The 23,801-nt window shown below is 72.5% G+C and carries 23 protein-coding genes; 3 read left to right on the forward strand and 20 right to left on the reverse strand.

Annotation, left to right across the window (positions count from 1 at the left end):
• Nucleotides 1–42: 42 nt before the first annotated feature.
• From der to ACFVZH_RS35365, 6 genes are all read right to left on the reverse strand, one after another.
• Nucleotides 43–1,491, reverse strand: a complete 1,449-nt coding sequence (der, locus tag ACFVZH_RS35340; protein WP_384903985.1) for a ribosome biogenesis GTPase Der — start codon at nucleotides 1,489–1,491, stop codon at nucleotides 43–45.
• 70 nt (nucleotides 1,492–1,561) lie between these two features.
• Nucleotides 1,562–2,149, reverse strand: coding sequence for a lysophospholipid acyltransferase family protein (locus ACFVZH_RS35345; protein WP_384904049.1), 588 nt, complete (start codon nucleotides 2,147–2,149; stop codon nucleotides 1,562–1,564).
• A gap of 53 nt (nucleotides 2,150–2,202) precedes the next feature.
• A complete protein-coding gene (cmk, locus tag ACFVZH_RS35350) occupies nucleotides 2,203–2,877 on the reverse strand; it encodes a (d)CMP kinase (RefSeq protein WP_384903987.1) in 675 nt (224 codons plus the stop codon).
• Nucleotides 2,878–3,570: 693 nt separating this feature from the next.
• Nucleotides 3,571–4,659, reverse strand: coding sequence for a prephenate dehydrogenase (locus ACFVZH_RS35355; protein ID WP_384903989.1), 1,089 nt, complete (start codon nucleotides 4,657–4,659; stop codon nucleotides 3,571–3,573).
• On the reverse strand, nucleotides 4,656–5,018 hold the full coding sequence (gene aroH / locus ACFVZH_RS35360; RefSeq protein ID WP_384903991.1) for a chorismate mutase: 363 nt from the start codon (nucleotides 5,016–5,018) through the stop codon (nucleotides 4,656–4,658). The genes ACFVZH_RS35355 and aroH overlap by 4 nt, the downstream gene beginning before the upstream one ends.
• 270 nt (nucleotides 5,019–5,288) lie before the next feature.
• The gene (locus ACFVZH_RS35365) at nucleotides 5,289–5,723 is read right to left on the reverse strand and encodes a YidB family protein (RefSeq protein WP_384903993.1); all 435 of its coding nucleotides are present in this window, start codon (nucleotides 5,721–5,723) and stop codon (nucleotides 5,289–5,291) included.
• Between the two features lie 160 nt (nucleotides 5,724–5,883).
• Between ACFVZH_RS35365 and ACFVZH_RS35370 the strand changes: the two genes are divergently transcribed.
• The 3 genes from ACFVZH_RS35370 to ACFVZH_RS35380 are packed head-to-tail and all read left to right on the forward strand — an operon-like array spanning nucleotide 5,884 to nucleotide 7,475.
• Nucleotides 5,884–6,219, forward strand: coding sequence for a DUF952 domain-containing protein (locus ACFVZH_RS35370; RefSeq protein ID WP_384903995.1), 336 nt, complete (start codon nucleotides 5,884–5,886; stop codon nucleotides 6,217–6,219).
• Nucleotides 6,220–6,265: 46 nt separating this feature from the next.
• Nucleotides 6,266–6,775, forward strand: a complete 510-nt coding sequence (locus ACFVZH_RS35375; protein ID WP_384903996.1) for a Rieske 2Fe-2S domain-containing protein — start codon at nucleotides 6,266–6,268, stop codon at nucleotides 6,773–6,775.
• A gap of 10 nt (nucleotides 6,776–6,785) precedes the next feature.
• The gene (locus ACFVZH_RS35380) at nucleotides 6,786–7,475 is read left to right on the forward strand and encodes a DNA polymerase beta superfamily protein (protein WP_384903997.1); all 690 of its coding nucleotides are present in this window, start codon (nucleotides 6,786–6,788) and stop codon (nucleotides 7,473–7,475) included.
• Here ACFVZH_RS35380 and ACFVZH_RS35385 read toward each other — a convergent pair.
• From ACFVZH_RS35385 to ACFVZH_RS35450, 14 genes are all read right to left on the reverse strand, one after another.
• A complete protein-coding gene (locus ACFVZH_RS35385; RefSeq protein WP_384903999.1) occupies nucleotides 7,472–8,224 on the reverse strand; it encodes a DNA polymerase beta superfamily protein in 753 nt (250 codons plus the stop codon). The two genes, ACFVZH_RS35380 and ACFVZH_RS35385, sit on opposite strands and share 4 nt — an antisense overlap.
• 3 nt (nucleotides 8,225–8,227) lie before the next feature.
• Complete coding sequence (locus ACFVZH_RS35390; RefSeq protein ID WP_384904001.1) at nucleotides 8,228–9,259, reverse strand: ADP-ribosylglycohydrolase family protein; 1,032 nt, start codon at nucleotides 9,257–9,259, stop codon at nucleotides 8,228–8,230.
• Nucleotides 9,256–9,993: an NUDIX domain-containing protein gene (locus tag ACFVZH_RS35395; protein WP_384904002.1), complete on the reverse strand. Its 738-nt coding sequence runs from the start codon at nucleotides 9,991–9,993 to the stop codon at nucleotides 9,256–9,258. The genes ACFVZH_RS35390 and ACFVZH_RS35395 overlap by 4 nt, the downstream gene beginning before the upstream one ends.
• Entirely contained in the window at nucleotides 9,990–11,069 is a 1,080-nt protein-coding gene (locus tag ACFVZH_RS35400; RefSeq protein ID WP_384904004.1) for an AAA family ATPase, read from the reverse strand. Before ACFVZH_RS35400 ends, ACFVZH_RS35395 begins: the two co-directional genes overlap by 4 nt.
• Complete coding sequence (pnuC, locus tag ACFVZH_RS35405) at nucleotides 11,066–11,716, reverse strand: nicotinamide riboside transporter PnuC (protein WP_384904005.1); 651 nt, start codon at nucleotides 11,714–11,716, stop codon at nucleotides 11,066–11,068. Before pnuC ends, ACFVZH_RS35400 begins: the two co-directional genes overlap by 4 nt.
• Nucleotides 11,717–11,853: 137 nt before the next feature.
• On the reverse strand, nucleotides 11,854–13,257 hold the full coding sequence (locus ACFVZH_RS35410; RefSeq protein ID WP_384904007.1) for a pseudouridine synthase: 1,404 nt from the start codon (nucleotides 13,255–13,257) through the stop codon (nucleotides 11,854–11,856).
• Complete coding sequence (gene scpB / locus ACFVZH_RS35415; protein WP_384904050.1) at nucleotides 13,257–13,823, reverse strand: SMC-Scp complex subunit ScpB; 567 nt, start codon at nucleotides 13,821–13,823, stop codon at nucleotides 13,257–13,259. The genes ACFVZH_RS35410 and scpB overlap by 1 nt, the downstream gene beginning before the upstream one ends.
• Before the next feature lie 32 nt (nucleotides 13,824–13,855).
• Entirely contained in the window at nucleotides 13,856–14,908 is a 1,053-nt protein-coding gene (locus tag ACFVZH_RS35420) for a segregation and condensation protein A (RefSeq protein WP_384904009.1), read from the reverse strand.
• Between the two features lie 45 nt (nucleotides 14,909–14,953).
• Entirely contained in the window at nucleotides 14,954–15,460 is a 507-nt protein-coding gene (locus ACFVZH_RS35425; RefSeq protein ID WP_384904011.1) for a hypothetical protein, read from the reverse strand.
• Nucleotides 15,445–16,470 carry a ParA family protein gene (locus tag ACFVZH_RS35430; RefSeq protein ID WP_030212665.1) on the reverse strand — a complete coding sequence of 342 codons (1,026 nt, stop codon included), beginning with the start codon at nucleotides 16,468–16,470 and terminating at the stop codon, nucleotides 15,445–15,447. Before ACFVZH_RS35430 ends, ACFVZH_RS35425 begins: the two co-directional genes overlap by 16 nt.
• Before the next feature lie 449 nt (nucleotides 16,471–16,919).
• The gene (gene ald / locus ACFVZH_RS35435) at nucleotides 16,920–18,035 is read right to left on the reverse strand and encodes an alanine dehydrogenase (RefSeq protein WP_384904012.1); all 1,116 of its coding nucleotides are present in this window, start codon (nucleotides 18,033–18,035) and stop codon (nucleotides 16,920–16,922) included.
• Nucleotides 18,036–18,183: 148 nt separating this feature from the next.
• A complete protein-coding gene (locus tag ACFVZH_RS35440) occupies nucleotides 18,184–20,169 on the reverse strand; it encodes an AAA family ATPase (RefSeq protein ID WP_384904014.1) in 1,986 nt (661 codons plus the stop codon).
• Nucleotides 20,170–21,034: 865 nt separating this feature from the next.
• Entirely contained in the window at nucleotides 21,035–21,661 is a 627-nt protein-coding gene (locus tag ACFVZH_RS35445; RefSeq protein WP_384904016.1) for an NUDIX domain-containing protein, read from the reverse strand.
• Between the two features lie 87 nt (nucleotides 21,662–21,748).
• Nucleotides 21,749–23,407, reverse strand: coding sequence for a CTP synthase (locus ACFVZH_RS35450; protein WP_026058638.1), 1,659 nt, complete (start codon nucleotides 23,405–23,407; stop codon nucleotides 21,749–21,751).
• Nucleotides 23,408–23,801: the final 394 nt, after the last annotated feature.

Genomic DNA, 23,801 nt, shown 5'->3' on the forward strand with positions numbered 1-23,801 from the left:
GGCATGAAGCCCCGGCCCTCGGCCGTTCCCGTCGCGCGGGTGCTACTTCTTGCGGCCGCGCTTCTCGCGGACCCGCACCGAGATGTGGATCGGCGTGCCCTCGAAGCCGAACTCCTCGCGCAGACGGCGCTCGATGAAGCGGCGGTAGCCGGCCTCCAGGAAGCCCGAGGCGAAGAGCACGAAGCGGGGCGGCTTGGTGCCGGCCTGCGTGCCGAAGAGGATGCGGGGCTGCTTGCCGCCGCGGACCGGGTGCGGGTGGGCCGCGACGATCTCGCCGAGGAAGGCGTTCAGCCGGCCCGTGGGGACACGGGTCTCCCAGCCGGCGAGGGCGGTCTCGATCGCCGGGACCAGCTTCTCCATGTGGCGGCCGGTCTTGGCGGAGACGTTGACCCGGGGCGCCCAGGCGACCTGCTGCATCTCGGTCTCGATCTCGCGCTCGAGGTAGTAGCGGCGCTCCTCGTCGAGCTCGTCCCACTTGTTGTAGGCGATGACGATGGCGCGGCCCGACTCGACCGCCGTCGTGATGATGCGCTGGTCCTGGACCGAGATGTTGTCGGTGGTGTCGATGAGGATGACGGCCACCTCCGCCTTCTCGATGGCGGCGGCGGTCCGCAGCGAGGCGTAGTAGTCCGCGCCCGCCTGGAGGTGGACCTTCTTGCGGATACCGGCGGTGTCGACGAACTTCCACGTCACGCCGCCGAGCTCGATCAGCTCGTCGACCGGGTCACGGGTGGTGCCGGCCAGCTCGTTGACGACGACACGGTCCTCGCCCGCCACCTTGTTCAGCAGGGAGGACTTGCCGACGTTCGGGCGGCCGATGAGGGCGATGCGGCGCGGGCCGCCGACGGCGTTGCCGAAACGCTGCTCCGGGGCCTCGGGCAGCTTCCGCAGGACCTCGTCGAGGAGGTCGCCGGTGCCGCGGCCGTGCAGCGAGGAGACGGGGAACGGCTCGCCGAGGCCCAGCGACCAGAGCGTCGACGCGTCGGCCTCGCCGGACTGGCCGTCGACCTTGTTGGCGGCGAGGACGACCGGCTTGCCCGCGCGGCGGAGCAGCCTGACGACGGCCTCGTCGGTGTCGGTGGCGCCGACGGTGGAGTCCACGACGAAGAGACAGGCGTCGGCGGCCTCGATGGCGTACTCGGCCTGGGCGGCGACGGAGGCGTCGATGCCGAGGACGTCCTGCTCCCAGCCACCGGTGTCGACGACCTTGAAGCGGCGGCCGGCCCATTCGGCCTCGTACGTGACGCGGTCACGGGTGACGCCCGGCTTGTCCTCGACGACGGCCTCGCGGCGGCCGATGATGCGGTTCACCAGGGTCGACTTGCCGACGTTCGGGCGGCCGACGACGGCGAGAACGGGAAGCGGGCCGTGCCCGGCCTCCTCGATCGCACCCTCGACCTCGTCGACGTCGAAGCCCTCTTCCGCGGCGAGCTCCATGAACTCCGCGTACTCGGCGTCGCCAAGTGCCCCGTGGTCGTGCTGGTCGTTCATGAAGTCCGTTCCTTGATCATTCGTGGTCGGTGGGTCCCCGGGCGGCGGGGCCCACTACTGAAAGTCTCGCTCAGCGCCCGGTGAGGCGCCTGGCGTTTTCCAGGTGAGCGGTGAGCTGTCCCTGGATCCGTACGGTCGCCTCGTCGAGCGCCTTGCGCGTGCGGCGGCCGGAACCGTCGCCCGCGTCGAACGCGTCGCCGAAGACGACGTCGACGCGGCCGCGCAGCGGAGGCAGCGCCTTGACCAACCGTCCCCGGCGCTCGGTGCTTCCCAGGACGGCCACCGGGACGATCGGCGCGCCGCTGCGGACGGCGAAGTACGCGAGGCCGGCGCGCAGCGAGGCGAAATCACCGTCCCCCCGGGTGCCCTCGGGGAAGATCCCCAGGACACCGCCCTGCTCCAGGACGCCCAGAGCGTTGCCTATCGCGTTGCGGTCGGTGCTGTCCCGGTCGACCTTGACCTGCCCGATGCCCTCCAGGAAGCTGCCGAGCGGGCCGACGAACGCCTCCTTCTTGATGAGGAAGTGCACGGGGCGCGGCGCGGTGCCCATGAGCATGGGGCCGTCGATGTTGTGCGCGTGGTTCACGGCGAGGATGACGGGGCCGGAGGCCGGCACCCGCCAGGCACCGAGGACGCGCGGTCTCCAGAAGCCGTACATCAGCCCGATGCCGATACGGCGGCCGACGGCGGCGCCCTTCCCTGAGGGCAGGGTCACTTGGCGGCCGTCCTCTTCTCGTCCACCAGGGTAACCACACACTCGATGACCTGGTCGAGCGTGAGATCGGTGGTGTCGACCTCGACGGCGTCGCCGGCCTTGGCCAGCGGGGAGGTCTTACGGCTGGAGTCCGCCGCGTCCCGCTTGATCAGGGCCTCCTTCGTCGCGTGCACGTCGACACCCTTGAGCTCGCCCGAGCGGCGGGCGGCGCGGGCCTCCGGCGAGGCGGTCAGGAAGATCTTCAGGTCGGCGTCGGGCAGGACCGTGGTCCCGATGTCCCGGCCCTCGACGACGATGCCGTGCTCCGCGCTCCTGGCGATCGTCCGCTGCAGCTCGGTGATCAGCGCCCGCACCTCGGGGACCGCGCTCACGGCGCTCACCTTGGAGGTGACCTCTTCGGTACGGATCGGGCCGGCCGCGTCGGCGCCGTCGACGGTGATCGTGGGCCGGGCCGGGTCCGTACCCGAGACGATCACCGGCTTGGCGGCCGCGTTGGCCACCGCCTCGGCGTCCCGCACGTCCACCCCGTTGCTGATCATCCACCACGTGATCGCACGGTACTGCGCACCGGTGTCGAGGTAGCTCAGCCCCAGCTTGGCGGCGACCGCCTTCGAGGTGCTCGACTTGCCCGTGCCGGAGGGCCCGTCGATGGCGACGATCACGGATTCCACGGTGGGAACACCTTCCTGGGGTGAGTGGCGGCGCCCGGCGGAGATGCAAGGGCCCCCACAAGGTTACCGAGTCCCCAACCCCCCTTCGGCCCCACCACCGCCCCACCCCCACACGACCCCGCACTTTGGACCGCCCCCACCCCCGTGTGGGCCCGCACCACGGGACCGAGCCCCGCCCTGCCCCACCCTCGTGTGGGCACACGCCATGAGACCGAGCGCCGCCCTGCCCCACCCCCGTGTGGGGCCCGCACCACGGGACCGACCCCCGCCCTGCCCCACCCCCGTGTGGGGCCCGCACCACGGGACCGACCCCCGCCCTGCCCCACCCCCGTGTGGGCACACGCCTTGAGACCGAGCGCCGCCCTGCCCCACCCCCGTGTGGGCAATCGTCCCGCTGGGCGGGACGGGTGGGCACACGGGACGGCGCCCTTGGCGGGTGCGTCCGCCCCTTGTGCCTGGGCCCGCACCAGGTTGTGCGCCGTGCTGTCGGTGCGGGTTCGGGCGCGGAAGCCTAGGCCCGGCAACGGGCGCCGTTCCGTTGTGCCCACCCGTTCCGCCCCAGCGGAACAGTTGCCCACAACGAGGGGGGCCGACCTCCCGGCGGGCGTAGGCCCGCAACGGGGGCGGGCCTACGCCCCGGCTCAGCGGGTGCCCGCGACGGGGCCGCAGGCCCAGCGCGGGGCGCGGGTGGGGTCAGGTTGTGCGGAGGGACCAGCCGCGGTCTTGGAGGGCGGCACCGAGGACGGGCGCGGCATGCGGCTCGACCATGAGCTGGACGAGACCCGCCTGCTGCCCGGTGGCGTGCTCGATACGGACGTCCTCGATGTTCACACCCGCCCGCCCCGCGTCGGCGAAGATGCGGGCCAGCTCGCCCGGCTGGTCGCTGATGAGGACGGCGACGGTCTCGTAGACGGTGGGGGCGGCGCCGTGCTTGCCGGGGACGCGGGCGCGGCCGGCGTTGCCGCGCCGCAGGACGTCCTCGACGCCCGCGGCGCCGTCCCGGCGCTTGTCCTCGTCGGCGGACTGGAGGGAGCGCAGGGCGCGGACGGTCTCGTCGAGGTCGGCGGCGACGCCGGAGAGGACGTCGGCGACCGGGCCGGGGTTGGCGGAGAGGATGTCGATCCACATGCGCGGGTCGGAGGCGGCGATGCGGGTGACGTCGCGGATGCCCTGGCCGCAGAGGCGTACGGCCGATTCGTCGGCCTCTTCGAGGCGGGCGGCGACCATGGAGGACACGAGCTGCGGGGTGTGGGAGACGAGGGCGACCGCGCGGTCGTGGGCGTCGGCGTCCATGACGACGGGGACGGCCCGGCAGAGGGCGACGAGTTCCAGGGCGAGGTTGAGGACCTCGGTGTCGGTGTCCCGGGACGGGGTGAGGACCCAGGGGCGGCCTTCGAAGAGGTCGGCGGTGGCCGCGAGCGGGCCGGAACGCTCCTTGCCGGACATCGGGTGCGTACCGATGTAGGCGGTGAGGTCGAGGCCGAGCGCTTCGAGTTCCCGCTTCGGCCCGCCCTTGACGCTGGCCACGTCCAGGTAGCCGCGGGCGAGCCCGGCGGTCATGGCCTCGGCGAGGGTGGCGGCGACGTGTGCCGGGGGGACGGCGACGATCGCGAGGTCCACCCGTCCTTCGGGTTCCTCGTCGGTGCCCGCGCCGAGGGCGGCGGCCGTGCGGGCGCGCGCCGGGTCGTGGTCGCGGAGGTGGACGGTGACGCCCCGGCCCGCGAGGGCGATCGCGGCGGAGGTGCCGATCAGTCCGGTTCCGATGACGAGCGCTGTTCTCACTGGGCGATGTCCTTGCGCAGGGCGGCCGCGGCGCCGAGGTAGACGTGCGCGATCCGGGACTTGGGCAGTTCGGTCTCGACGTGGGCGAGGAGCCGGACGACCCTCGGCATCGCCCCCTCGATGTCGAGCTCCTGTGCGCAGATGAGGGGGACGTCGACGATCCCGACGTGCCGGGCCGCGGCGGCGGGGAAGTCGCTGTGCAGATCGGGCGTGGCCGTGAACCAGATGCTGATGAGGTCGTCGTGGGTGAGCCCGTTGCGGGTGAGGACGGCGGTGAGCAGTTCCTCGACCTGCTCGCGCATGTGTCCGGCCTCGTCCTTTTCGAGCTGGACGGCTCCTCGGACCGCTCGTACCGCCACGTCGTGCTCCTTCGCCTGCGTCAAGTGCTCCGTTCAGCCTAGTCAGCGGTGGGGTCGGCGCGTCGCGGCGCCCGCCCTCCGAGACGTGCGGGGCGGGGGGGCGGTGCGGCGGACGGTGCCGGGCCGACCGTCCGGAACGGCTGCCGGAGAGTCGGCGCTGCCAGTGGGGAGTCGGCGCTGCCGCCGGGGAATCGGCGCTGCCAGTGGGGGGTCAGCGCTGCCGGTGGGGAAGCAGTCGCTACCGGCGGGGCCAGTCGTTGCCGGCGGGGGTCAGAGCTGCTGCCGGCGGATGATGTCCTCCAGGGAGCCGCCCTGGGGCAGCGAGCCGTTCGGGGTGAGTTTGTCGACGGCCTGCGGGAGTGACTGGGCGATCTCGTCGGCGGCCTCCTGCGGGCTGACGCCGGCCTCGGCCGCGACCTTCTGCAGGGTCTCGTCGGGGAGGGCCTCGGCGATCTGGGCGCCGCTGACGGGCTGGTTGTCGCCGGTGGCGACCCAGGACTGGGCCTGGTCGACGAGGCCGGACTTGGTCAGCATGTCGAGGAGGCCGCCGAGCGGGTTCGTTCCGTTGCCGGCGCCCGCGCCGCCCTTGCCGCTCGCGAGGGCGCCGATCAGGGAGCCGAGGATGCCGCCGGCGCCGCTGCCGCCGCTCTGTCCGCCGCCTCCGAGGAGGCTGCCGAGAAGACTGCCGAGGTCGTTTCCCGCCATGGTTCTGCCTTTCGTACGGTACGGAACACGCCCAATGTCACCCGAACCGGTGTGCTCCGCCACTCGGCGTACACGTCGGGGCCCGCGTCGGCCGAGGCGGGGCGGGGGACGCGGGGCCCGGGGCGCAGGGCGGGGGCATGGGGCGGGGTAGAACTGTCGGATGCTGCTGCACGTCGTACCGCTGGCCGACTGGTCCGCCGCCCCCGAGGCCCCTTACGCTCCTCCGTCGCTCGCCGCCGAGGGCTTCGTCCACTGTTCGCCGGACGGGGCCGCGGCCCTGGCGATCGCCGACGCCCACTACCGGGACGTGCCAGGGCCGCTTCTGGTGCTCGTGATCGACGAGGCCCGGCTCGGGGGCGAGGTCCGCTGGGAGGGCTCGGGGGACGTGCTCTTCCCGCATGTGTACGGACCGGTGGAGCGGGCCGCGGTGACGTCGGTCCTGGAGGTGCGGCGGGACGCGGACGGCCGTGCGAGGGAGCTGGTCCACCGGGCGTAGGCGTGTTGCGGGTGTCCGGCGGCGGCCCGGCGCCAAGCTGGGCCGTATGACTTCACGCGCCACGAACCGCCGTACCGTCCTTTTCGCCGCCGCGGCCCTGACGACGGGCTGCGGCTCGGACGGCGGGGGCGACAGCGGCACGCAGACGTCCGCCGCCCCGGCGCCGACGTCCGTGATCACGACGTCGGGGGCGGCCACCACGTCCGCGCCGGCGTCCCCCACGACGTCCGCACCGGCGTCCCCCACCGCGACCGCGCCGAGCGCGGGCGCCTCGGCGCTGGCCACGACGTCCGAGATCCCGGTCGGCGGGGGCATGGTCTTCGCGGAGCAGAAGGTCGTCGTCACCCAGCCCGCGGCCGGCGAGTTCAAGGCGTTCTCCGCGATCTGCACCCATCAGGGCTGCACGGTGAACAAGGTCGCGGACGGCACCATCGACTGCCCCTGTCACGGCTCCAAGTACCGCATCGCCGACGGTTCGGTGGCGGCGGGACCGGCTCCCCGCCCGCTGCCGGCCGAGAAGATCACCGTCTCGGGGGAGACGATCACTCTCGCGTAGCCTGACCGGCATGACTCCGGACGAGCTGGTGCGCGAACACACGATCTACTCCTGTGTCATGGGCTCGCGCGCCTTCGGTCTCGCGACGGAGGACAGCGACACGGACGTCCGGGGCGTCTACCTCGCCCCGACACCCCTGTTCTGGCACTTCGAGAAGCCCCCGGCCCATGTGGAGGGGCCGGCCGAGGAGCAGTTCAGCTGGGAGCTGGAACGCTTCTGCGAACTCGCCCTGCGCAACAACCCGAACGTCCTGGAGTGCCTCCACTCCCCCGTCGTCGGGTACGTCGACGACCTCGGCCGCGAACTCCTGTCGCTGCGCGCCGCCTTCCTCTCCCGGCAGGCGCACTCGACCTTCGTCCGTTACGCGGGCGGCCAGCGCCGCAAGCTCGACGCCGACGTCCGCCAGTACGGCCACCCCCGCTGGAAGCACGCCATGCACCTGCTCCGTCTCCTCACCAGCTGCCGTGACCTCCTGCGCACCGGCGAGCTGCGCATCGACGTCGGCGAGGAGCGCGAGCGGCTCCTCGCGGTCAAGCGCGGCGAGGTGTCCTGGGCCGAGGTCGAGTCGTGGATGAACCGCCTCCAGGACGAGGCCGACCGCGCCCACGACACCACTCCTCTCCCGGACTCCCCCGACGTCGCCCGCGTCCAGGACTTCCTGATCCGCGCACGCCGGGCCTCGGCCCTGGACGCCTCCTAGGGCCGCCGCGCCCGTACGACGAGCTCGTGCAGCGCGTCGTGGGCACCGGCCGCCTGCTCCGGCAGCCGGGACGTCGCCTGGGCGTGGTCCAGGACCGCGTGCAGGGTCTCCGTCTCGGCCCGTACGTCCTCGACGGCGACCTCGGCGCGGCCGTGCTCGGCCGCCTCCTTCGCCGCGACGAGGTCGGGCAGCCGCGCGGGCGCCTCGGCCACCTCCTCGACGAGGGACGGCAGATGCGCCTGCACCTCGCCCGACCGCATCAGATGGATGCCGGTGAGCAGCGCCCGGTAGGTGTAGAGCAGCGGCTTGAGTTCACCGCTGCTCTCGAAGAGCCGCCACTGCGTGCCGGCGAAACCCCGGTAGTGGTGCGCGTGGTGACGGGTGAGGACCCCGGGTACCAGGGAGACCAGCTCCGCGTGGGTCTGCGTCGTGTGGGCCACGAGCGGGGAGGTGAGCTGTTCCAGGACGTAGCCGTTGCGCCGCAGCATCAGCCGGGCGAACTTGCGCAGGTCGTGGGTGACGAGGTCCATCTCGACGCCGTCCCGGTCCCACATGCGGGTCCGCGTCTCCTCGGGCTCCCGCAGTCCGGTCAGCGCCTCCACCGGCAGCAGGTGCGCACCGCGCAGGTCCACGTCCGAGTCGCGGGACGGGAAGCCGTAGAGGTGCGCGCCGGAGACCGTCGCGAAGAGCAGGGGGTCGGGCTGTTCGGCGACGACGGCCGAGAGGTCGAGGTCCAGGGTGAGCGTCATGGATCAAGCGTCCCAGAGTGCGCCGAAGGTGAGCAGGTCGCTGCGGTACTCGACGCTCTCCGACCATTCCTTCGGCCAGGCGTCGGCGCCGAGGTGGGCGCCGGCGAAGGCGCCCGCGAGGGCGGCGATCGAGTCGGAGTCGCCGCGGGTGCAGGCGGCGCGGCGCAGGGCGGTGAGGGGCTCGCCGGGGAAGAGCAGGAAGCAGAGCAGGCCGGTCGCGAGCGCCTCCTCGGCGATCCAGCCGTCGCCGGTGTACGCGCAGGGGTCGAGCTCCGGGTCGGCCGTGCGCTGGACGGCGTCCAGGCGCTCCAGGACGGCCAGGCATTCGTCCCAGCCACGCTGGACGAAGGAGAGGGCGGAGGGGTCCTGGGAGCGGGTCCAGAGGTCGCCGAGCCAGTGCTCGTGGTAGCGGGAGCGGTTCTCGTACGCGTACGAGCGCAGCTGTCCGACGAGCCCGGCCGGGTCGACGCCCTGGGCGAGCAGGAACACGGCGCGGGCGGTGAGGTCGGAGGCGGCGAGCGCGGTCGGGTGGCCGTGGGTCAGGGCGGCCTGGAGCTGGGCGGCGCCCGCGCGCTGTTCCTCGCTGAGCCCGGGGACGAGTCCGATGGGGGTGACGCGCATGTTGGCGCCGCAGCCCTTGGAGCCGATCTGGCTGGCGTCCTGCCAGGGACGGTCGCCGTCGAGGAGTCCGCAGGCGCGCAGGCAGGTGTTGCCGGGGGCCCGGTTGTTCTCCGGGGAGTGGTACCAGGCGACGAACTCGTCGCGGACGGGCCGGGCGAGCGCGTGCGGGGAGAGCACCTCCCGGTCCATGGCCGTGCGGATGCCCCGGGCGAAGGCGAGGGTCATCTGGGTGTCGTCGGTGACGTACGCCGTCCCCCCGGTGACGGGCAGGGCCATCTCCCGCCAGGGTCCGGCCTTCGCGAGGATCGACGGCACGTCGTGGAACTCGGTGGGGAATCCCAGCGCGTCGCCGAGCGCCAGTCCGATCAGGGAGCCGGTCGCGGCCTGCTTGGTCGCGGTGCGTGCGAGGTTCACGTGGTTCGTCCTTCCGGTCGCAGGAGGGGCGGGTGGAGGGTCGTGGCCTCGCCCGCCCGGTAGAGGGCGGCCGGTTTCCCCCGTCCGCCGGTGAGGCGCGGCGGCCCTTCCACGGCCTGGACGAAGCCAGGCGTGGCGAGGACCTTGCGCCGGAAGTTGGGGCGGTCGAGTTCGACGCCCCAGACCGTCTCGTAGACCTGCCGCAGCTCGCCGAGGGTGAACTCGGGCGGGCAGAAGGCGGTCGCGAGGCAGGTGTACTCCAGCTTGGCGCCGACCCGTTCGTGGGCGTCGGCGAGGATCCGGTCGTGGTCGAAGGCGAGCGCCCGGACGGTGTCGTACGGCACCCAGCGCGCCTGCGCCGCGTCGCCGCCGCCGCGCGGTTCCGGTGGGTCCGGTACGAGGGCGGTGAAGGCGACCGAGACGACCCGCATCCTCGGGTCGCGGTCCGGGTCGCTGTAGGTGCGGAGCTGTTCGAGGTGGAGGCCGGCGACGGTGCTGCCGGACAGCCCCGTCTCCTCGGCGAGTTCCCGGCGGGCGGCCCGTTCGGCGGACTCGCGGGGCAGTACGAAGCCGCCGGGCAGGGCCCAGGAGCCGGCGTAGGGCGACGCGCCGCGCTCGACGAGCAGGACGTGGAGGCGCTCCTCGCGGACGGTGAGGACGGCGAGATCGACGGTGACGGCGAACGGCTCGAAGGCGTGCGGGTCGTACCCCTCGGGTTCGCGGGGCCCGGTCATCGGCGCTCCGGCAGGGGGTCCGCGAGCCGGCTGCCCTCGGCGAGGAGGTCGTCGACGGCGGCGACCGCCGCCGCGAGCCGCTCCTCGTGGGGGCCGGTGAGGACGGCGGTGCGGCGGTGGGTGTGCGCGAGCTGGGTGAGGAAGCGGGCGGTCATCCAGGGCCGCAGGTGCTCACCGTCGCGCAGTCCGTCGTCCTCGAAGTCGACGCCCCGGTGGTCGGTGAGCAGCCAGAGGTGCTGCCGGCCGCGGGCGGCGATCTCGCCGGTGCCGGGGCTGGCGGTGCCCATGTACCGCTCGTGCCAGATGGTGGTGGCGAAGGCGTCGGTGTCGCAGAAGAGGACGGGCGAGCCGTCCCGGGCGGCCGCTTCCTCCAGTTCGGCCTGGCGCTGGGCGATGACGGGGAAGTCGGAGGAGCGGAAGGCGACGTCGGACCAGGTGGCGCCGGGGCGTTCGGCGCGGAGTTCGGCGAGTTTGAGTTCGCTGTACTCGCGCCCGTACTCGGGTACGTACCGTGTCCGGGCCCACACGCCGCCGCGCCGCCGGTAGTGGTCGGCCAGGGCGAGGGCCATGGTGGTGGTGCCGGTGGACTCGGCGCCGAGGACGACGATCCGGCGGGTGAGGGCGGCCCGTACGGGCGGCTCCAGGAAGTCCCAGCAGGCGGCGGGGTCCGCGCGGACGGCGGTGCCGGAGACGGGGAAGCGGGTGCGGTCGGGGTCGACGCAGACGGAGTCGGCGCCGAAGCGGCGGCCGAGCTCCTCCCCGTACGGCTCCGAGGTGAAGACGGCGTCGACGGGTTCGGGCACGGCGGCGCGGAAGACGGCCATGTGGGCGGCCCACACGTCGGGGTCGTGGAGGTCGACGGGGATGTCGTCGACGGCGCCGACGACGAGGACGTCGGGGTGGATCTCGCGCATCCAGGCGACCCGTTCGGCGAGCGGCACGGACTCCACGGAGGCGGCGCAGACGAGCACGGTGAGGCGCTCGCAGCGGTCGCGGGCGGTGCGGACGAGGTGGTGGTGGCCGGCGTGCGGCGGATAGAACTTGCCGAGGACGAGGCCGTGCCCGTAGCGCTTCACGCCGCCTCCCCCACGAGGCGCCGGGAGCCGGCGAGGTCCTTGGTCCAGCCGCGCAGGCCGATGACGCAGAGCGTCATGAAGCCGACGTACAGCAGCGAGGTCAGGTACAGCTCCTTGTACGCGTAGAGCGGTACGTAGACGACGTCGGCCGCGATCCAGAGCCACCAGGACTCCAGCCGCTTGCGGCACTGGCCGTAGGTCGCCATGAGGGAGAGCGCGGTCGTGAGGGCGTCCCAGAAGGGGACGGTCGAGTCGGTGACGCGGTCGAGCAGCAGGGTGAGCGCGAGGGTCCCCACCACCCCCGCCGCGAGCAGCCACGTCCACTCGGTGCGCGTGGTGCGGCGCACCGGGAGGGCGTCGGAGCCTGGTCCACCCCCGTGGGTCCAGGTCCACCAGCCGTACACGGCGAGGGTGATGAAGACGATCTGGAGGCCGGCGTCGGCGTAGAGCCCCGCCTGCGTGAACAGCAGGACGAAGAAGAGGTTGTTGGCGATGCCGATCGGCCAGTTGGCCACGTGCTGGCGGGCGACGAGCCAGACGCAGAGCGCGCCGCTGCCGAATCCCAGGACCTCGGTCCAGCTGACCGGGGTGTCCAGGACGGTGACGAGCGGTTGCTGCAGTGGTTCGAGGATGTTCGCGAGGCTCACGCCCGCCTCCTTAAGAGTCATGTTGACTATAAAGGCGGACGGTCCGCGGCCACAAGCCCGGAATCCCCGGCGGGAGACGGAGAAGCCCGTGACCGCCGGGCGGTCACGGGCTTCCTCGCAGGACGGGCCATGGGGCCTTACATGCCGACTTCCTTCATCAGCATGCCGACCTCGGTGTTGGTGAGGCGGCGCAGCCAGCCCGACTTCTGGTCGCCCAGGGCGATCGGGCCGAAGGCGGTGCGGACCAGCTTCTCGACCGGGAAGCCGGCCTCGGACAGCATCCGGCGCACGATGTGCTTGCGGCCCTCGTGCAGGGTCACCTCGACCAGGTAGTTCTTGCCGGTCTGCTCGACCACCCGGAAGTGGTCGGCCTTGGCGTAGCCGTCCTCCAGCTGGATGCCGTCCTTGAGCCGCTTGCCGACCTCGCGGGGCAGCGGACCGGTGATGGCGGCCAGGTAGGTCTTCTTCACGCCGTACTTCGGGTGCGTGAGGCGGTGGGCCAGCTCACCGTGGTTGGTGAGCAGGATGATGCCCTCGGTCTCCGTGTCGAGCCGGCCGACGTGGAACAGCCGGGTCTCACGGTTGTTGACGTAGTCGCCGAGGCACTGGCGGCCGTCCGGGTCCTCCATGGTGGAGACGACACCGGCGGGCTTGTTCAGCGCGAAGAACAGGTGCGACTGGGTGGCGACGGTCAGGCCGTCCACCTTGATCTCGTCCTTCTCCGGGTCGACGCGCTTGCCCTGCTCCAGGACGACCTCGCCGTTGACCTCGACGCGGGCCTGCTCGATGAGCTCCTCGCAGGCACGCCGCGAGCCCATGCCGGCCCGGGCGAGGACCTTCTGCAGCCGCTCGCCCTCCTGCTCGGCACCCGGGAAGGTCTTCGGGGTCTTGATCTCCGGCCGGCCCTCGTACCGCTCCCGGTTGCGCTGCTCGATCCGGGCCTCCAGCTCGCGCGAACGCGCCGGGGCCTGCCGCTGCCCGTGCGGGCCGCGACGGGGCGGGGTGCCGCCCTGGGGGGCCTTGGGGCCGCCCTTGGCGCCGCCGCGGGCCGCGGAGCCGCGGCCCTTCTTCGGGGCCTCGGCGGGGGGGCTCACGTCGTAGGAGCGCTCCTCGGGGCGGGGCCGACGCGGGTTGCTCGGGCGCTGGTCGTCACGGCCACCGCCGCCGCCCCGGTAGCCGCCGCCGGAGCCGCCGGAGCCACCGGAGTACCCGCCGCCGGAGCCGGAGCCGCCGGAGCCGCTGGAGCCACTGCGGTACCCGCCGCCGCCACCGGAGCCGCTGGAGCCACCGCGGTACCCACCGGAGCCACCGGAGCCACCGGAGCCACCCCGGTACCCGCCGCCGCCACCGCTGCCACCGGATCCGCCGCGGTAGCCACCGCCGCCGGAGCCGCTGCCGCCGGAGCCACCCCGGTAGCCGCCGCCCCCGCCGGAGCCGCTGCCACCACGGCCGCCGCCGCTGCTGCCGCCGCGGCCGCCGCTGTTGCCACCACGGCTCCCGCCGTTGTTTCCGCTGCTGTTCCTGCCGCTGCTGCTTCGCATCAAACTTCCGTCTTGTCGTCGTCCTCACGATCCGGTGCATCCGGATCGAACGTCGGAACCCCTTCGAGCGAGTCCGGCTCGACCGCCTCCGCCTCGGGGAGGAAGGGCGCGAGCTCGGGGAGTTCGTCCAGGCCGCGCAGGCCCATCCGCTCCAGGAAGTAGTTCGTCGTCCTGTACAGGATCGCACCTGTTTCGGGTTCCGCGCCCGCCTCCTCCACCAGACCCCGCTGGAGGAGGGTCCGCATCACGCCGTCGCAGTTGACTCCGCGGACCGCGGAGACCCTGGAACGGCTGACCGGCTGGCGGTACGCGACGACCGCCAGGGTCTCCAGGGCCGCCTGGGTGAGCCGGGCCTGCTGCCCGTCGAGCACGAACGCCTCGACGGCCGCCGCGTGGGAGGCGCGGGAGTAGTAGCGCCAGCCGCCGGCCACCTGCCGGAGCTCGAAGCCGCGGCCCTGGACCGTGTACTCGTCGGCCAGCTCGCGCAGGGCGTCGGCGACCTCGCGCGGGGCGCGCTCCAGGACCTTGGCGAGGTGGGCCTCGGTGGCGGGCTCGTCGACGACCATCAGGACGGCTTCGAGGGCGGGCTTGAGGTCGCTCACGCGGTGGCCTCCTGGTCGAATTCGTCGGTCACGGCCCCGGACGGGTCCGTCTCCCCGCCCGTCCAGGAGACCGTGAGGTCGCCGAGGGCGGTCTCCTGGTCCAGGGCGACGGCCTTCTCCCGGTAGAGCTCCAGGAGGGCCAGGAAGCGGGCGACGACGGTGAGGGTGTCGCCCGCGTCCTCGATCAGCTCCCGGAAGACCGCCGTCCCGCGCTCGCGCAGCAGGGCGACGACCACCGCGGCCTGCTCGCGGACGCTGACCAGCGGGGCGTGGATGTGGTCGACGTACACCTGGGGCTCGGGCCTGGGCCGCATGGCCTTGACCGCCAGCTTCGCGAAGCCCTCGGCGCCGATGGAGATGACCACCTCGGGCAGCAGCTCGGCGTGGTGCGGTTCGAGCCCGACGGTACGGGGGTGGCGCCGGCCCTCGGCCTCCCAGCGCTCCTCGAAGATCGCCGCGACGCGTTTGTACGCCCGGTACTGGAGGAGCCGGGCGAAGAGCAGGTCGCGGGCCTCCAGGAGCGCGAGATCGGCCTCGTCCTCCACCTCGGCGGCCGGCAGCAGTCGGGCGGCCTTGAGGTCGAGCAGGGTGGCGGCGACGACGAGGAACTCGGTGGTCTGGTCGAGGTCCCCGTCGGGGCCCAGCGCCCGCAGATGCGCCATGAACTCGTCGGTGACCTGGGAGAGGGCCACCTCGGTGACGTCGAGCTTGTGCTTGGTGATCAGCTGGAGGAGCAGGTCGAACGGCCCCTCGAAGTTCGCCAGCCGCACGGTGAAGCGCCCGTCCCCGGCCTCGGCGGCCCCACTGACCCCACCGGTCTCGGCGGTCTCGCCGGTCCCGGTGATCTCGCCGGTCCTGGCGGTCTCGCTCTCCCCGCCGTCGACCGCACCCGCCTCCACGGGCTCCGGAGGCGGTACGGGCTCCGGCTCCGCGTCCGCGAGTACGGGCTCGGGCTCGGGCTCCGCGGGTACGGGCTCCGGCTCGCCCGGGCCGCGGCCCAGAAGGCGGCGGCGCGGCGGGCGGGACGTTTCGTCAGGGGCGTGGTGCATGGAGGTCCAGGAAGAACGGGAAGCGCGGCAGCCCGCAGGCTACCGTCAGCGGCCGCGCAGACGGCGGACGAGGATGCTCGCGTCGCCGCGGGACTCCAAGTCCGCCAGGACGACCGCCACGGCCTCCCGGACGATCCGGCCCCGGTCGACGGCGAGGCCGTGCTCGCCGCGGAGCACCAGCCGGGCGTGCTCCAGGTCCATCAGCTCCTCGGCGGAGACGTAGACCGTGATCTTCTCGTCGTGGCGCTCACGGCCGCTGGGCCGCCGGTTCGGGGTACGGCCGCCGCCGCGCCGCCGGGCCGCCGCCGGGGCGGGGACCGCCGCGGCCGGCGCGGCCTTCGGAGCCGCGCTCTCGGGCTCCGCCGTCCGGGCACGTGGTTCCGACGCCTCGGAGTCGGCGGCCGTGTGCTCCGCGGAGCCCTCGGCCGCCGCCGTGTCGCTCTCGCCCGCCGGTGCCGGGACGGCCCGGCGGGGTGAGGACGACTGGAGCGCCGTCCCCCCGGTCGTACGGAAGAGTTCGTCGGCGCCGGGCAGACTCACTCGGCGTGACACCGGGCGAGCACCTCCCTGGCGAGCTGGCGGTAGGCGGCGGCGCCCACGGAATTGGAGGCGTAGGTGGTGATGGGCTCGCCGGCGACCGTGGTCTCCGGGAAGCGCACGGTCCGCCCGATGACCGTGTGGTACACGTGGTCGTCGAATGCCTCGACGACGCGCGCGAGGACCTCGCGGCTGTGCACCGTACGGGAGTCGTACATCGTGGCGAGGATGCCGTCGAGCTCCAGCTCGGGGTTGAGCCGCTCCTGGACCTTCTCGATGGTCTCGGTCAGCAGCGCCACTCCGCGCAGGGCGAAGAACTCGCATTCCAACGGCACGATGACCTTGTGAGCCGCCGTCAGGGCGTTCACGGTCAGCAGGCCGAGCGAGGGCTGACAGTCGATCACGATGTAGTCGTAGTCGTTCATCAGCGGCTTCAGGGCGCGCTGGAGCGTGGACTCGCGCGCGACCTCGCTGACCAACTGGACTTCGGCGGCCGAGAGGTCGATGTTGCTCGGCAGCAGGTCCATGTTGGGCACAGCGGTCTTGAGCAGGACCTCGTCCGCCGACATGCCCCGCTCCATGAGCAGGTTGTAGACGGTGAGGTCGAGCTCCATCGGGTTCACGCCGAGGCCGACCGACAGGGCTCCCTGCGGGTCGAAGTCGACGAGCAGCACTCGTCGTCCGTACTCCGCGAGCGCGGCACCCAGGTTGATGGTCGACGTGGTCTTGCCGACGCCGCCCTTCTGGTTGCACATCGCGATGATCTTCGCGGGTCCGTGGTCGGTCAGGGGACCCGGGATCGGGAAGTACGGCAGCGGCCGTCCGGTGGGGCCGATCCGCTCGCGGCGCTGGCGGGCAGCGTCGGGTGCGAGGGTGGCCGCGTACTCCGGGTCGGGCTCGTACTCGGCGTCGGGGTCGTAGAAGTGCCCCTCGGGCACCTCGTCATAGGCGGCGAAGTGGGTGGACTCTCGGCCCATCTCGTTGCCGGCCGTGGCGTTCACGTGTAGGCCGTCCATCGTCTTCATCGTGTGGGCACTCGTCATGGGCTGGTGCGTCGCGAAGGTCCGCACCGCGACGGAGCCGATCGGAGCACCTGGCGCACCGCTCCCGGGAGTAATTGTCGACTCATTCACAAGTCGTCTTACCTCCTTGGATGTCACCAGGAACATTTATCGATAGGTCAGCGTGGCACCATGCCGACGGTTGGCGACTCTATGGCGTGTCACCACTCCGCAGCAACACAATCCGCCGGACCCGGCCCGATGTGTCGGCAACCGAACACGTCTCTGTCAAGGGTGCGCAGCCATGCATCCACACGTTTCAGGGGTGTGCGAAACGGTTAAAGGGTTACGTTCGAGGCGAGTTGCCCGAACGTTTCGGCGTGGCCGGAGACACAGCCGGCCGGACCTTGTCGAACAAGGTCCGGCCGGGGGTGCGGCATTGACGGCACGCGTTGACGGCGGTGCCGCGCGGGTCAGCCCAGGAGGGTGCTGATCTCGACGTGCTCGAGGCCGTGCGCCTCGGCGACCTCCTTGTAAACCACCTTGCCGTCATGGGTGTTGAGGCCCAGGGCGAGGGCGGCGTCGCGGCGCAGCGCCTCGACCCAGCCGTTGTTCGCCAGCGACACGATGTAGGGCAGCGTGGCGTTGGTGAGGGCGTAGGTGGAGGTGTTCGGGACCGCGCCCGGCATGTTGGCGACGCAGTAGAAGACCGAGTTGTGGACCTGGAAGGTCGGCTCGGCGTGGGTGGTCGCGTGCGAGTCCTCGAAGCAGCCGCCCTGGTCGATCGCAATGTCGACAAGGACACTTCCGGGCTTCATCTTGGCGACGAGCTCGTTGGTGACCAGCTTCGGGGCCTTGGCGCCCGGGATGAGGACGGCGCCGATGACGAGGTCGGCCTCGACGACGGCCTTCTCCAGCTCGTAGGCGTTGGAGACGATCGTCTGCACCTTGGTGCCGAAGATCTTGTCGGCCTCGCGGAGCTTGTTGATGTCACGGTCGAGCAGGGTCACGTGGAAGCCCATGCCGACGGCGATCTGGGTGGCGTTCCAGCCGGAGACGCCGCCACCGATGACGACGGCCTTGCCGGCGTGGGTGCCGGGGACGCCGCCGGGGAGGACGCCGCGGCCGCCGGCCGAGCGCATCAGGTGGTAGGCGCCGACCTGCGGGGCCAGCCGGCCCGCGACCTCGGACATCGGGGCGAGCAGCGGGAGCGCGCGGTTCGCGGTCTCGACGGTCTCGTACGCGATGGCGGTGGTGCCGGACTCGAGCAGCGCGTCCGTGCACTCGCGGGAGGCGGCGAGGTGCAGGTAGGTGAAGAGGGTCTGGTCCTTGCGGAGACGGTGGTACTCCTCCGCGATCGGCTCCTTGACCTTGAGCAGCAGGTCGGCGGTGGCCCAGACCTCGTCGGCGGTGGGGAGGATCTCGGCGCCGGCGGCGACGTACTCCTCGTCCGTGATCGAGGAGCCGACACCGGCGTTCTGCTCGACGAAGACCTGGTGGCCGTGGCGGACGAGCTCGTGGACACCCGCAGGGGTGATGGCCACGCGGAACTCGTTGTTCTTGACCTCGCGGGGGATGCCGACCTTCATCGTCGATCACGGTCCTTGAATCAGGGGGGATACATGGGGCACTGCGATACATACCCGGATGCACTGCGGCGCACCGGGGCAGACCACGTTCGAACGCGGCGCAACCCAGTCTAATGAAGGAGTTCCCGGTGTCTAGCCTTTCAAAGTACTAATCTTTCTCGAACCCACTGCGGATTTCGTAGGCCGCAAGGTCCGATTCCAGCAGTCTCTCCGCCGCAGACCGATGCAGCCCGGCGGCAGCCGGGTCCCCCAGCCGGTCGAGCGTGTCGGCCAGCCGCAACTGGAGCGCCGCCTGGAGCCGGATGTCCTGGGCCCGGCGCGCCCACTCCACCGCCTCCTCGCAGGTCCGCAGCGACTCCTCGGGCCTTCCCGCGTACTCCTGGACCCGGGCCACCTCACTCAACGCCCGCGCGTGGCCCGGGAGATCGGCCAGTCGCCGGTAGCCGGCCGCGGCGGCCCGCCAGTTCCGCAGGGCCTCGCCGTACCGCCCCGCATAGGTCTGCACGGCGCCGAGGCGGGCGTACAGCCGCGCCTGGTCCGCACGCTCGTCCCGGGCCAGGCGCTGGGCGAGCGCCCGCCCGTACCAGTCGCCGGCCCGCTGCCAGTCCCCCAGCTCCTGATACGCCCCACCTACGGATTCCATCGCGCGACCGGTCGCGTACGGGTCATTTGCTGCGCGTCCGGCGTCCAAAGCCGACCGATATCGCAGCAGAGCATCCTGAGTCCGGCCGGTACGGGCATCGAGATCGGCCAGGTTCAGCAGGGCCGCGGCACGCTCACGGTGCAGCCCGCGCCGCTCCGCCACGTCCAGGACCAGCCGGTGCAGCCCGTACAGCTCGGGCGCCGCCGCCTCCGCCCCCCGGTGCGCGGCGAACGCCCTGACCAGGGAGGCCACCAGCCGACGGGCCAGAGTGTCCAGCTCGCCGTCCGCGACCGCGAGACGAGCGGACGCCAGCAGGACCTGCCGGCGTGAGTTCAGCCACGCGGCACCCGCCGCCGCGTTCGGGAAACGCAGGGCCCTCGGCAGCCCCGCCAGCTTGCGGCGGGCCGGCGAGCCCTCGGGTTCGGTGACCGCACGGCACGACTGGAGAAGCCGTACGGTCCGCTCCAGCATCCGGGCCCGGGCGAGCTGCACCTCGGCCGGCCGGTCGCGCTCCTCCAGCTGAGCACGGAGCAGAGGGACGAGGTGCCCCGGCACCTCGTACTGTCCGTCCTCGCCGACCGCGACCAGCCCCACGGCGGCGAAGTCGGCGAGCGTGGTCGTGGCCGCCGAGACCGAGCAGCCGGCCAGCGCCGAAGCCGTATGGGCGTCGGCCCGGCCGAGCGGGGCCAGCGACAGAAAACGCAGTATCCGGGCGGCGGACCGGTCCAGACCCTCGTGGGCCAGAAGGAAGGCACGGGTCAGCGGATCGCCGCTCAGCGCGCGCAACCGCTTGGCGAGATCGGCGACGGACGCCTTCGGACGAGCCGAGAGCCAGCCACCGGCCAGCACCACCGCCCCCGGCAGCCCACCGCACTCCTCCACCAGCGTCTCGGCGGCCTGCGGATCGACGGTGATACGGACGGAACCCGTGAACGCGGTCAGCAGCTCGATCGCCGACTTCGGGTCGAGACCCCCGAGCGTGCACGGCCGCACGTCCGGGATGCCGGTGAGCGGGCCCCGGGCCACTCCCACCACCAGGGCGTCCGGGTTGTCCGGGATCAGCGGATCGGCCTGCTCGGCGTCCACGGCGTCGTCCAGGACCAGGACCGCTCGGCGCGCGCCGAGCGCGCCCCGGACCAGTTCGGTCAGCTCGTCCTCACCCGCCCCCGGGGGTTCCGCGACCCCCAGTGCCGCCAGCAGTTCCTGCGCCGCCCGGCCGGTCGGAACGGGATCGCCACCGGGCTCCGTCAGCCGGGCCCGGAACACCCCGTCGGGGTAGCACTCCGCCAGTCCGGCGGCCAGCTCCTCCGCCAGCGCCGTACGGCCGGAACCCGGCTTGCCCGCGATCAACAGGACCCTGGCCCGGGGTGCCTTCCGGCCGGTGAGCGTGTCCAGGCCGGTCCGTTCGATGTCGGCGCGCAGTGCCTTCAACTCCCGTTGCCGGCCGAAGAACTGCCGGCTGCCCGCCGCCGCCACCGCCTGATCCGTCACGGGCCACGCTCCCGTCCACCTGCGCACGAGCCGATCCCGCGGGGGGCTCCGCACGGGCGTTCCCGAGCGTAGTTCAGCCCACCTGTCCGCCCCCGCACAGCACGACCACCGCATCCCCCAATCGGATCAGCCGATCGTCACACCACCCCCGCCCCCGTTGCGGTCAACGGTTCCACCGGGGCGATGCCCGCCCCCGCCGAGGCCCACCCCTATGGCGGGCCCACCCCCGCCGGCCAGTGCGGGCCCGCCCCCGTTGCGGGCCTACGCCCGCCGGGAGGTCGGCCCCCTCGTTGTGGGCAATCGCTCCGCCGGGGCGATGCCCACCCGCCCCCGTTGTGGGCAATCGTTCCGCTGGGGCGGAACGGGTGGGCACAACGGAACGGCGCCCGTTGCCGGGCCTAGGCTTCCGCGCCCGAACCCGCACCGACAGCACGGCACCGTACGGGTGCGGGCCCAGGCACAAGGGGCGGAGGCGCCGCCAAGGGCGCCGTCCCGTGTGCCCACCCGTCCCGCCCAGCGGGACGATTGCCCACACGGAGGAGGGGCGGCAAGCCCGCGGGCGCGTCCACACACGGAGGTGGGCGCGGCCAGCTGAGACGCGAGGCCACACGGAGTCTCGGCCGACCCGGCCCCATGCCGCGGGGCCACCCGCATGCGGAGCCGGGCGGCCCCAGAGCCAAACCCGGACGCGGACCCAGACGCGAGCGCGGGCCCGGACGCGGACCCAAGGCGCAGGCCCAGACGCGGGCGCGGGCCCAAACGCGTACGCGAGCCCCGGCCCGGGCACGGACCCATCAAGCGGGCCCAGGCACGGACCATGGCGCGGGCCCAGCCCCAGACGCGGCCGCAGGCACCGCCCGGCGGGTCAGGTGGTGAAGGGGCGGGCGGGCCAGGGGGTGTCGGCGGGGCGGAGGGCGGAGAGGCCGTCTCCGGCGCGCGCGGCGGCGAGTGCGAGCACCCCCACGACCAGGCAGCTGTTGTGCAGCTCCCCCGCGAGCACCCCCCGCACCAGTTCCCCGACCGGAACCCGCGCCAGCTCCATGTCGGCCTCCTCGTCGGAGACCTCGTAGCGTTCGCCCTCCGCCTCGGCGAGATCGCGGGCAAGGAAGATGCGGACGGCTTCGTCGGTGCCGCCGGGGGAGGTGTAGACGTCGGTGAGGACGCGCCAGTTCTCCGCTTTGACGTGCGCCTCTTCGTACAGCTCGCGCTGGGCGGCGTGCAGCGGGTTCTCGCCGGGTACGTCGAGCAGTCCGGCGGGGATCTCCCACAGCTTGTGCCGTACGGGGTGCCGGTACTGCTTGAGCAGCAGGACCCGGTCCTGCTCGTCGAGGGCGAGGACGGCCACCGATCCGGGGTGGACCTGGTAGTCGCGGCGGGCGACGGTGCCGTCCGGCATGACGACGTCGTCGGTGCGGACGCTCGTCTTCTTGCCCTGGAAGGGGGTCGTCGTCCCGGCGACCCGCCATTCCTCCGGGGTGTCCTGCAGCTCCATCTGGTCCTCCCACATACGAATGCCGGGGTACGGGTCCGTGAGGACCGGTACCCCGGCAACGTTAACGCCGGACGCCGACGGCGCCGGTCACTTCGCGGGCTTGCCCGTCTTGCGCTCGACGGCCGCCTTGACCAGGCCCGCGAAGAGCGGGTGCGGGCGGGTGGGGCGGGAGCGGAGCTCCGGGTGCGCCTGGGTGGCGACCAGGTAGGGGTGGACCTCGCGCGGGTACTCGACGTACTCGACGAGCTTGTTGTCGGGGGAGGTGCCGGAGAAGACCAGGCCGGCCTTCTTCTCCAGCTCCGCGCGGTAGGAGTTGTTGACCTCGTAGCGGTGGCGGTGGCGCTCGTCGACGTACGGCTGGTCGTCGTAGACCTCGCGGACGATCGAGCCCTCGGCGAGCTTCGCCGGGTAGAGACCGAGGCGCATCGTTCCGCCCAGGTCGCCGGCGCCCTCGACGTAGGCCAGCTGCTCCTCCATCGTGGAGACGACGGGGTGCGCGGTGGCCGGGTCGAACTCGGTGGAGTTGGCGTCCGGGATGTCCGCGAGGTTCCGCGCGGCCTCGATGACGATGCACTGCAGGCCGAGGCAGATGCCGAGCAGCGGCACCTTGTTCTCACGGGCGTACTGGATCGCGCCGATCTTGCCGTTCACACCGCGGTCGCCGAAGCCGCCGGGGATGAGGATGGCGTCGACGTCGCCGAGCTGCTTCTGCGCGCCCGCCGGGGTCTTGCAGTCGTCGGAGGTGACCCACTTGACCTTGACGCGGGCCTTGTTGGCGAAGCCGCCGGCGCGCATGGCCTCGGTGATGGAGAGGTACGCGTCGGGCAGGTCGATGTACTTGCCGACGAGCGCGACGGTGACCTCGTGCTCCGGGTTGTGGACGCGGTCGAGCAGGTCGTCCCAGGTGGACCAGTCCACGTCGCGGAACGGCAGGTCGAGCTTGCGGACGACGTAGGCGTCCAGGCCCTCGGTGTGCAGCACCTTGGGGATGTCGTAGATCGACTTGGCGTCGATGGCGGCGACCACGGCGGCCTCGTCGACGTCGCACATCAGCGAGATCTTGCGCTTGATGGCGGTCGGGACCTCGCGGTCGGCGCGCAGCACGATCGCGTCCGGCTGGATGCCGATGTTGCGCAGGGCGGCGACGGAGTGCTGGGTCGGCTTGGTCTTCAGCTCGCCGGAGGGGCCGATGTAGGGCAGCAGCGAGATGTGCACGACGAAGACGTTGTCGCGGCCGACCTCGTGGCGGACCTGGCGGACGGTCTCCAGGAACGGCAGGGACTCGATGTCGCCGACCGTGCCGCCGACCTCGGTGATGACGACGTCGACGTCGTCGGTCGCCATGCGGCGGATCCGGGACTTGATCTCGTTGGTGATGTGCGGGATGACCTGCACGGTGTCGCCGAGGTACTCGCCGCGCCGCTCCTTGGCGATGACCTGCGAGTAGACCTGGCCGGTGGTGACGTTGGCCGAGCCGTCGAGGTCGACGTCGAGGAAGCGCTCGTAGTGGCCGATGTCCAGGTCGGTCTCGGCGCCGTCGTTGGTGACGAACACCTCACCGTGCTGGAAGGGGTTCATCGTGCCGGGGTCGACGTTCAGGTAGGGGTCGAGCTTCTGCATCGTGACCCGCAGGCCGCGGGCCTTGAGGAGCGCACCCAGGCTGGAGGCGGTCAGGCCCTTGCCGAGGGAGGAGGCGACACCCCCGGTGACGAAGATGTGCTTGGTCGTCGTGGTGTTGGGCGGCATCGCCAAGAGGGGGCTCCCGTGGTCGCGTTCTGGAGGTGCGTACCGGCGTCCCCTCCGGAAGAATCGGGGGGTGCCGTCGCTGCGGTTTCGGTGTCCTCGGCTGTCGCCGTTTCCCACCGGTCCACGGGGTACCAGGGTATCAGCGACATCGGGAGACCGCTTCCGGCCACACGCGGCAGTCGGGTGTTCACGCACGGCGACGCGAACGGCCGGGCGAGCGGCGGTACGAGTGCGGGGCGACCCGCCCACCAGCGGAAATCGGTGTCGGCCTGACCCGCCCAGGAGGGGACGGGGGCCGTTCACCTGATCGGAGCAACGCCGTTACCGGCGTGATCACCGGGTCACTAGGGTGCGACGTATCCTGCTCGGACACAGCCCACCGAGCCGGCCGGCC

The sequence above is a fragment of the Streptomyces sp. NPDC059534 genome, assembly GCF_042743475.1.
GTDB lineage: Bacteria > Actinomycetota > Actinomycetes > Streptomycetales > Streptomycetaceae > Streptomyces.

What these genes read in the sequence shown, in the direction of transcription:
- der (WP_384903985.1), bottom strand. Translation starts at nt 1,491, where the DNA reads ATGAACGACCAGCACGACCACGGGGCACTTGGCGACGCCGAGTACGCG.
- ACFVZH_RS35345 (WP_384904049.1), bottom strand. Translation starts at nt 2,149, where the DNA reads ATGTACGGCTTCTGGAGACCGCGCGTCCTCGGTGCCTGGCGGGTGCCG.
- ACFVZH_RS35365 (WP_384903993.1), bottom strand. Translation starts at nt 5,723, where the DNA reads ATGGCGGGAAACGACCTCGGCAGTCTTCTCGGCAGCCTCCTCGGAGGC.
- ACFVZH_RS35370 (WP_384903995.1), top strand. Translation starts at nt 5,884, where the DNA reads ATGCTGCTGCACGTCGTACCGCTGGCCGACTGGTCCGCCGCCCCCGAG.
- ACFVZH_RS35375 (WP_384903996.1), top strand. Translation starts at nt 6,266, where the DNA reads ATGACTTCACGCGCCACGAACCGCCGTACCGTCCTTTTCGCCGCCGCG.
- ACFVZH_RS35380 (WP_384903997.1), top strand. Translation starts at nt 6,786, where the DNA reads ATGACTCCGGACGAGCTGGTGCGCGAACACACGATCTACTCCTGTGTC.
- ACFVZH_RS35385 (WP_384903999.1), bottom strand. Translation starts at nt 8,224, where the DNA reads ATGACGCTCACCCTGGACCTCGACCTCTCGGCCGTCGTCGCCGAACAG.
- ACFVZH_RS35395 (WP_384904002.1), bottom strand. Translation starts at nt 9,993, where the DNA reads ATGACCGGGCCCCGCGAACCCGAGGGGTACGACCCGCACGCCTTCGAG.
- ACFVZH_RS35410 (WP_384904007.1), bottom strand. Translation starts at nt 13,257, where the DNA reads ATGCGAAGCAGCAGCGGCAGGAACAGCAGCGGAAACAACGGCGGGAGC.
- scpB (WP_384904050.1), bottom strand. Translation starts at nt 13,823, where the DNA reads ATGGTCGTCGACGAGCCCGCCACCGAGGCCCACCTCGCCAAGGTCCTG.
- ACFVZH_RS35420 (WP_384904009.1), bottom strand. Translation starts at nt 14,908, where the DNA reads ATGCACCACGCCCCTGACGAAACGTCCCGCCCGCCGCGCCGCCGCCTT.
- ACFVZH_RS35430 (WP_030212665.1), bottom strand. Translation starts at nt 16,470, where the DNA reads ATGAAGACGATGGACGGCCTACACGTGAACGCCACGGCCGGCAACGAG.
- ald (WP_384904012.1), bottom strand. Translation starts at nt 18,035, where the DNA reads ATGAAGGTCGGCATCCCCCGCGAGGTCAAGAACAACGAGTTCCGCGTG.
- ACFVZH_RS35445 (WP_384904016.1), bottom strand. Translation starts at nt 21,661, where the DNA reads ATGGAGCTGCAGGACACCCCGGAGGAATGGCGGGTCGCCGGGACGACG.
- ACFVZH_RS35450 (WP_026058638.1), bottom strand. Translation starts at nt 23,407, where the DNA reads ATGCCGCCCAACACCACGACGACCAAGCACATCTTCGTCACCGGGGGT.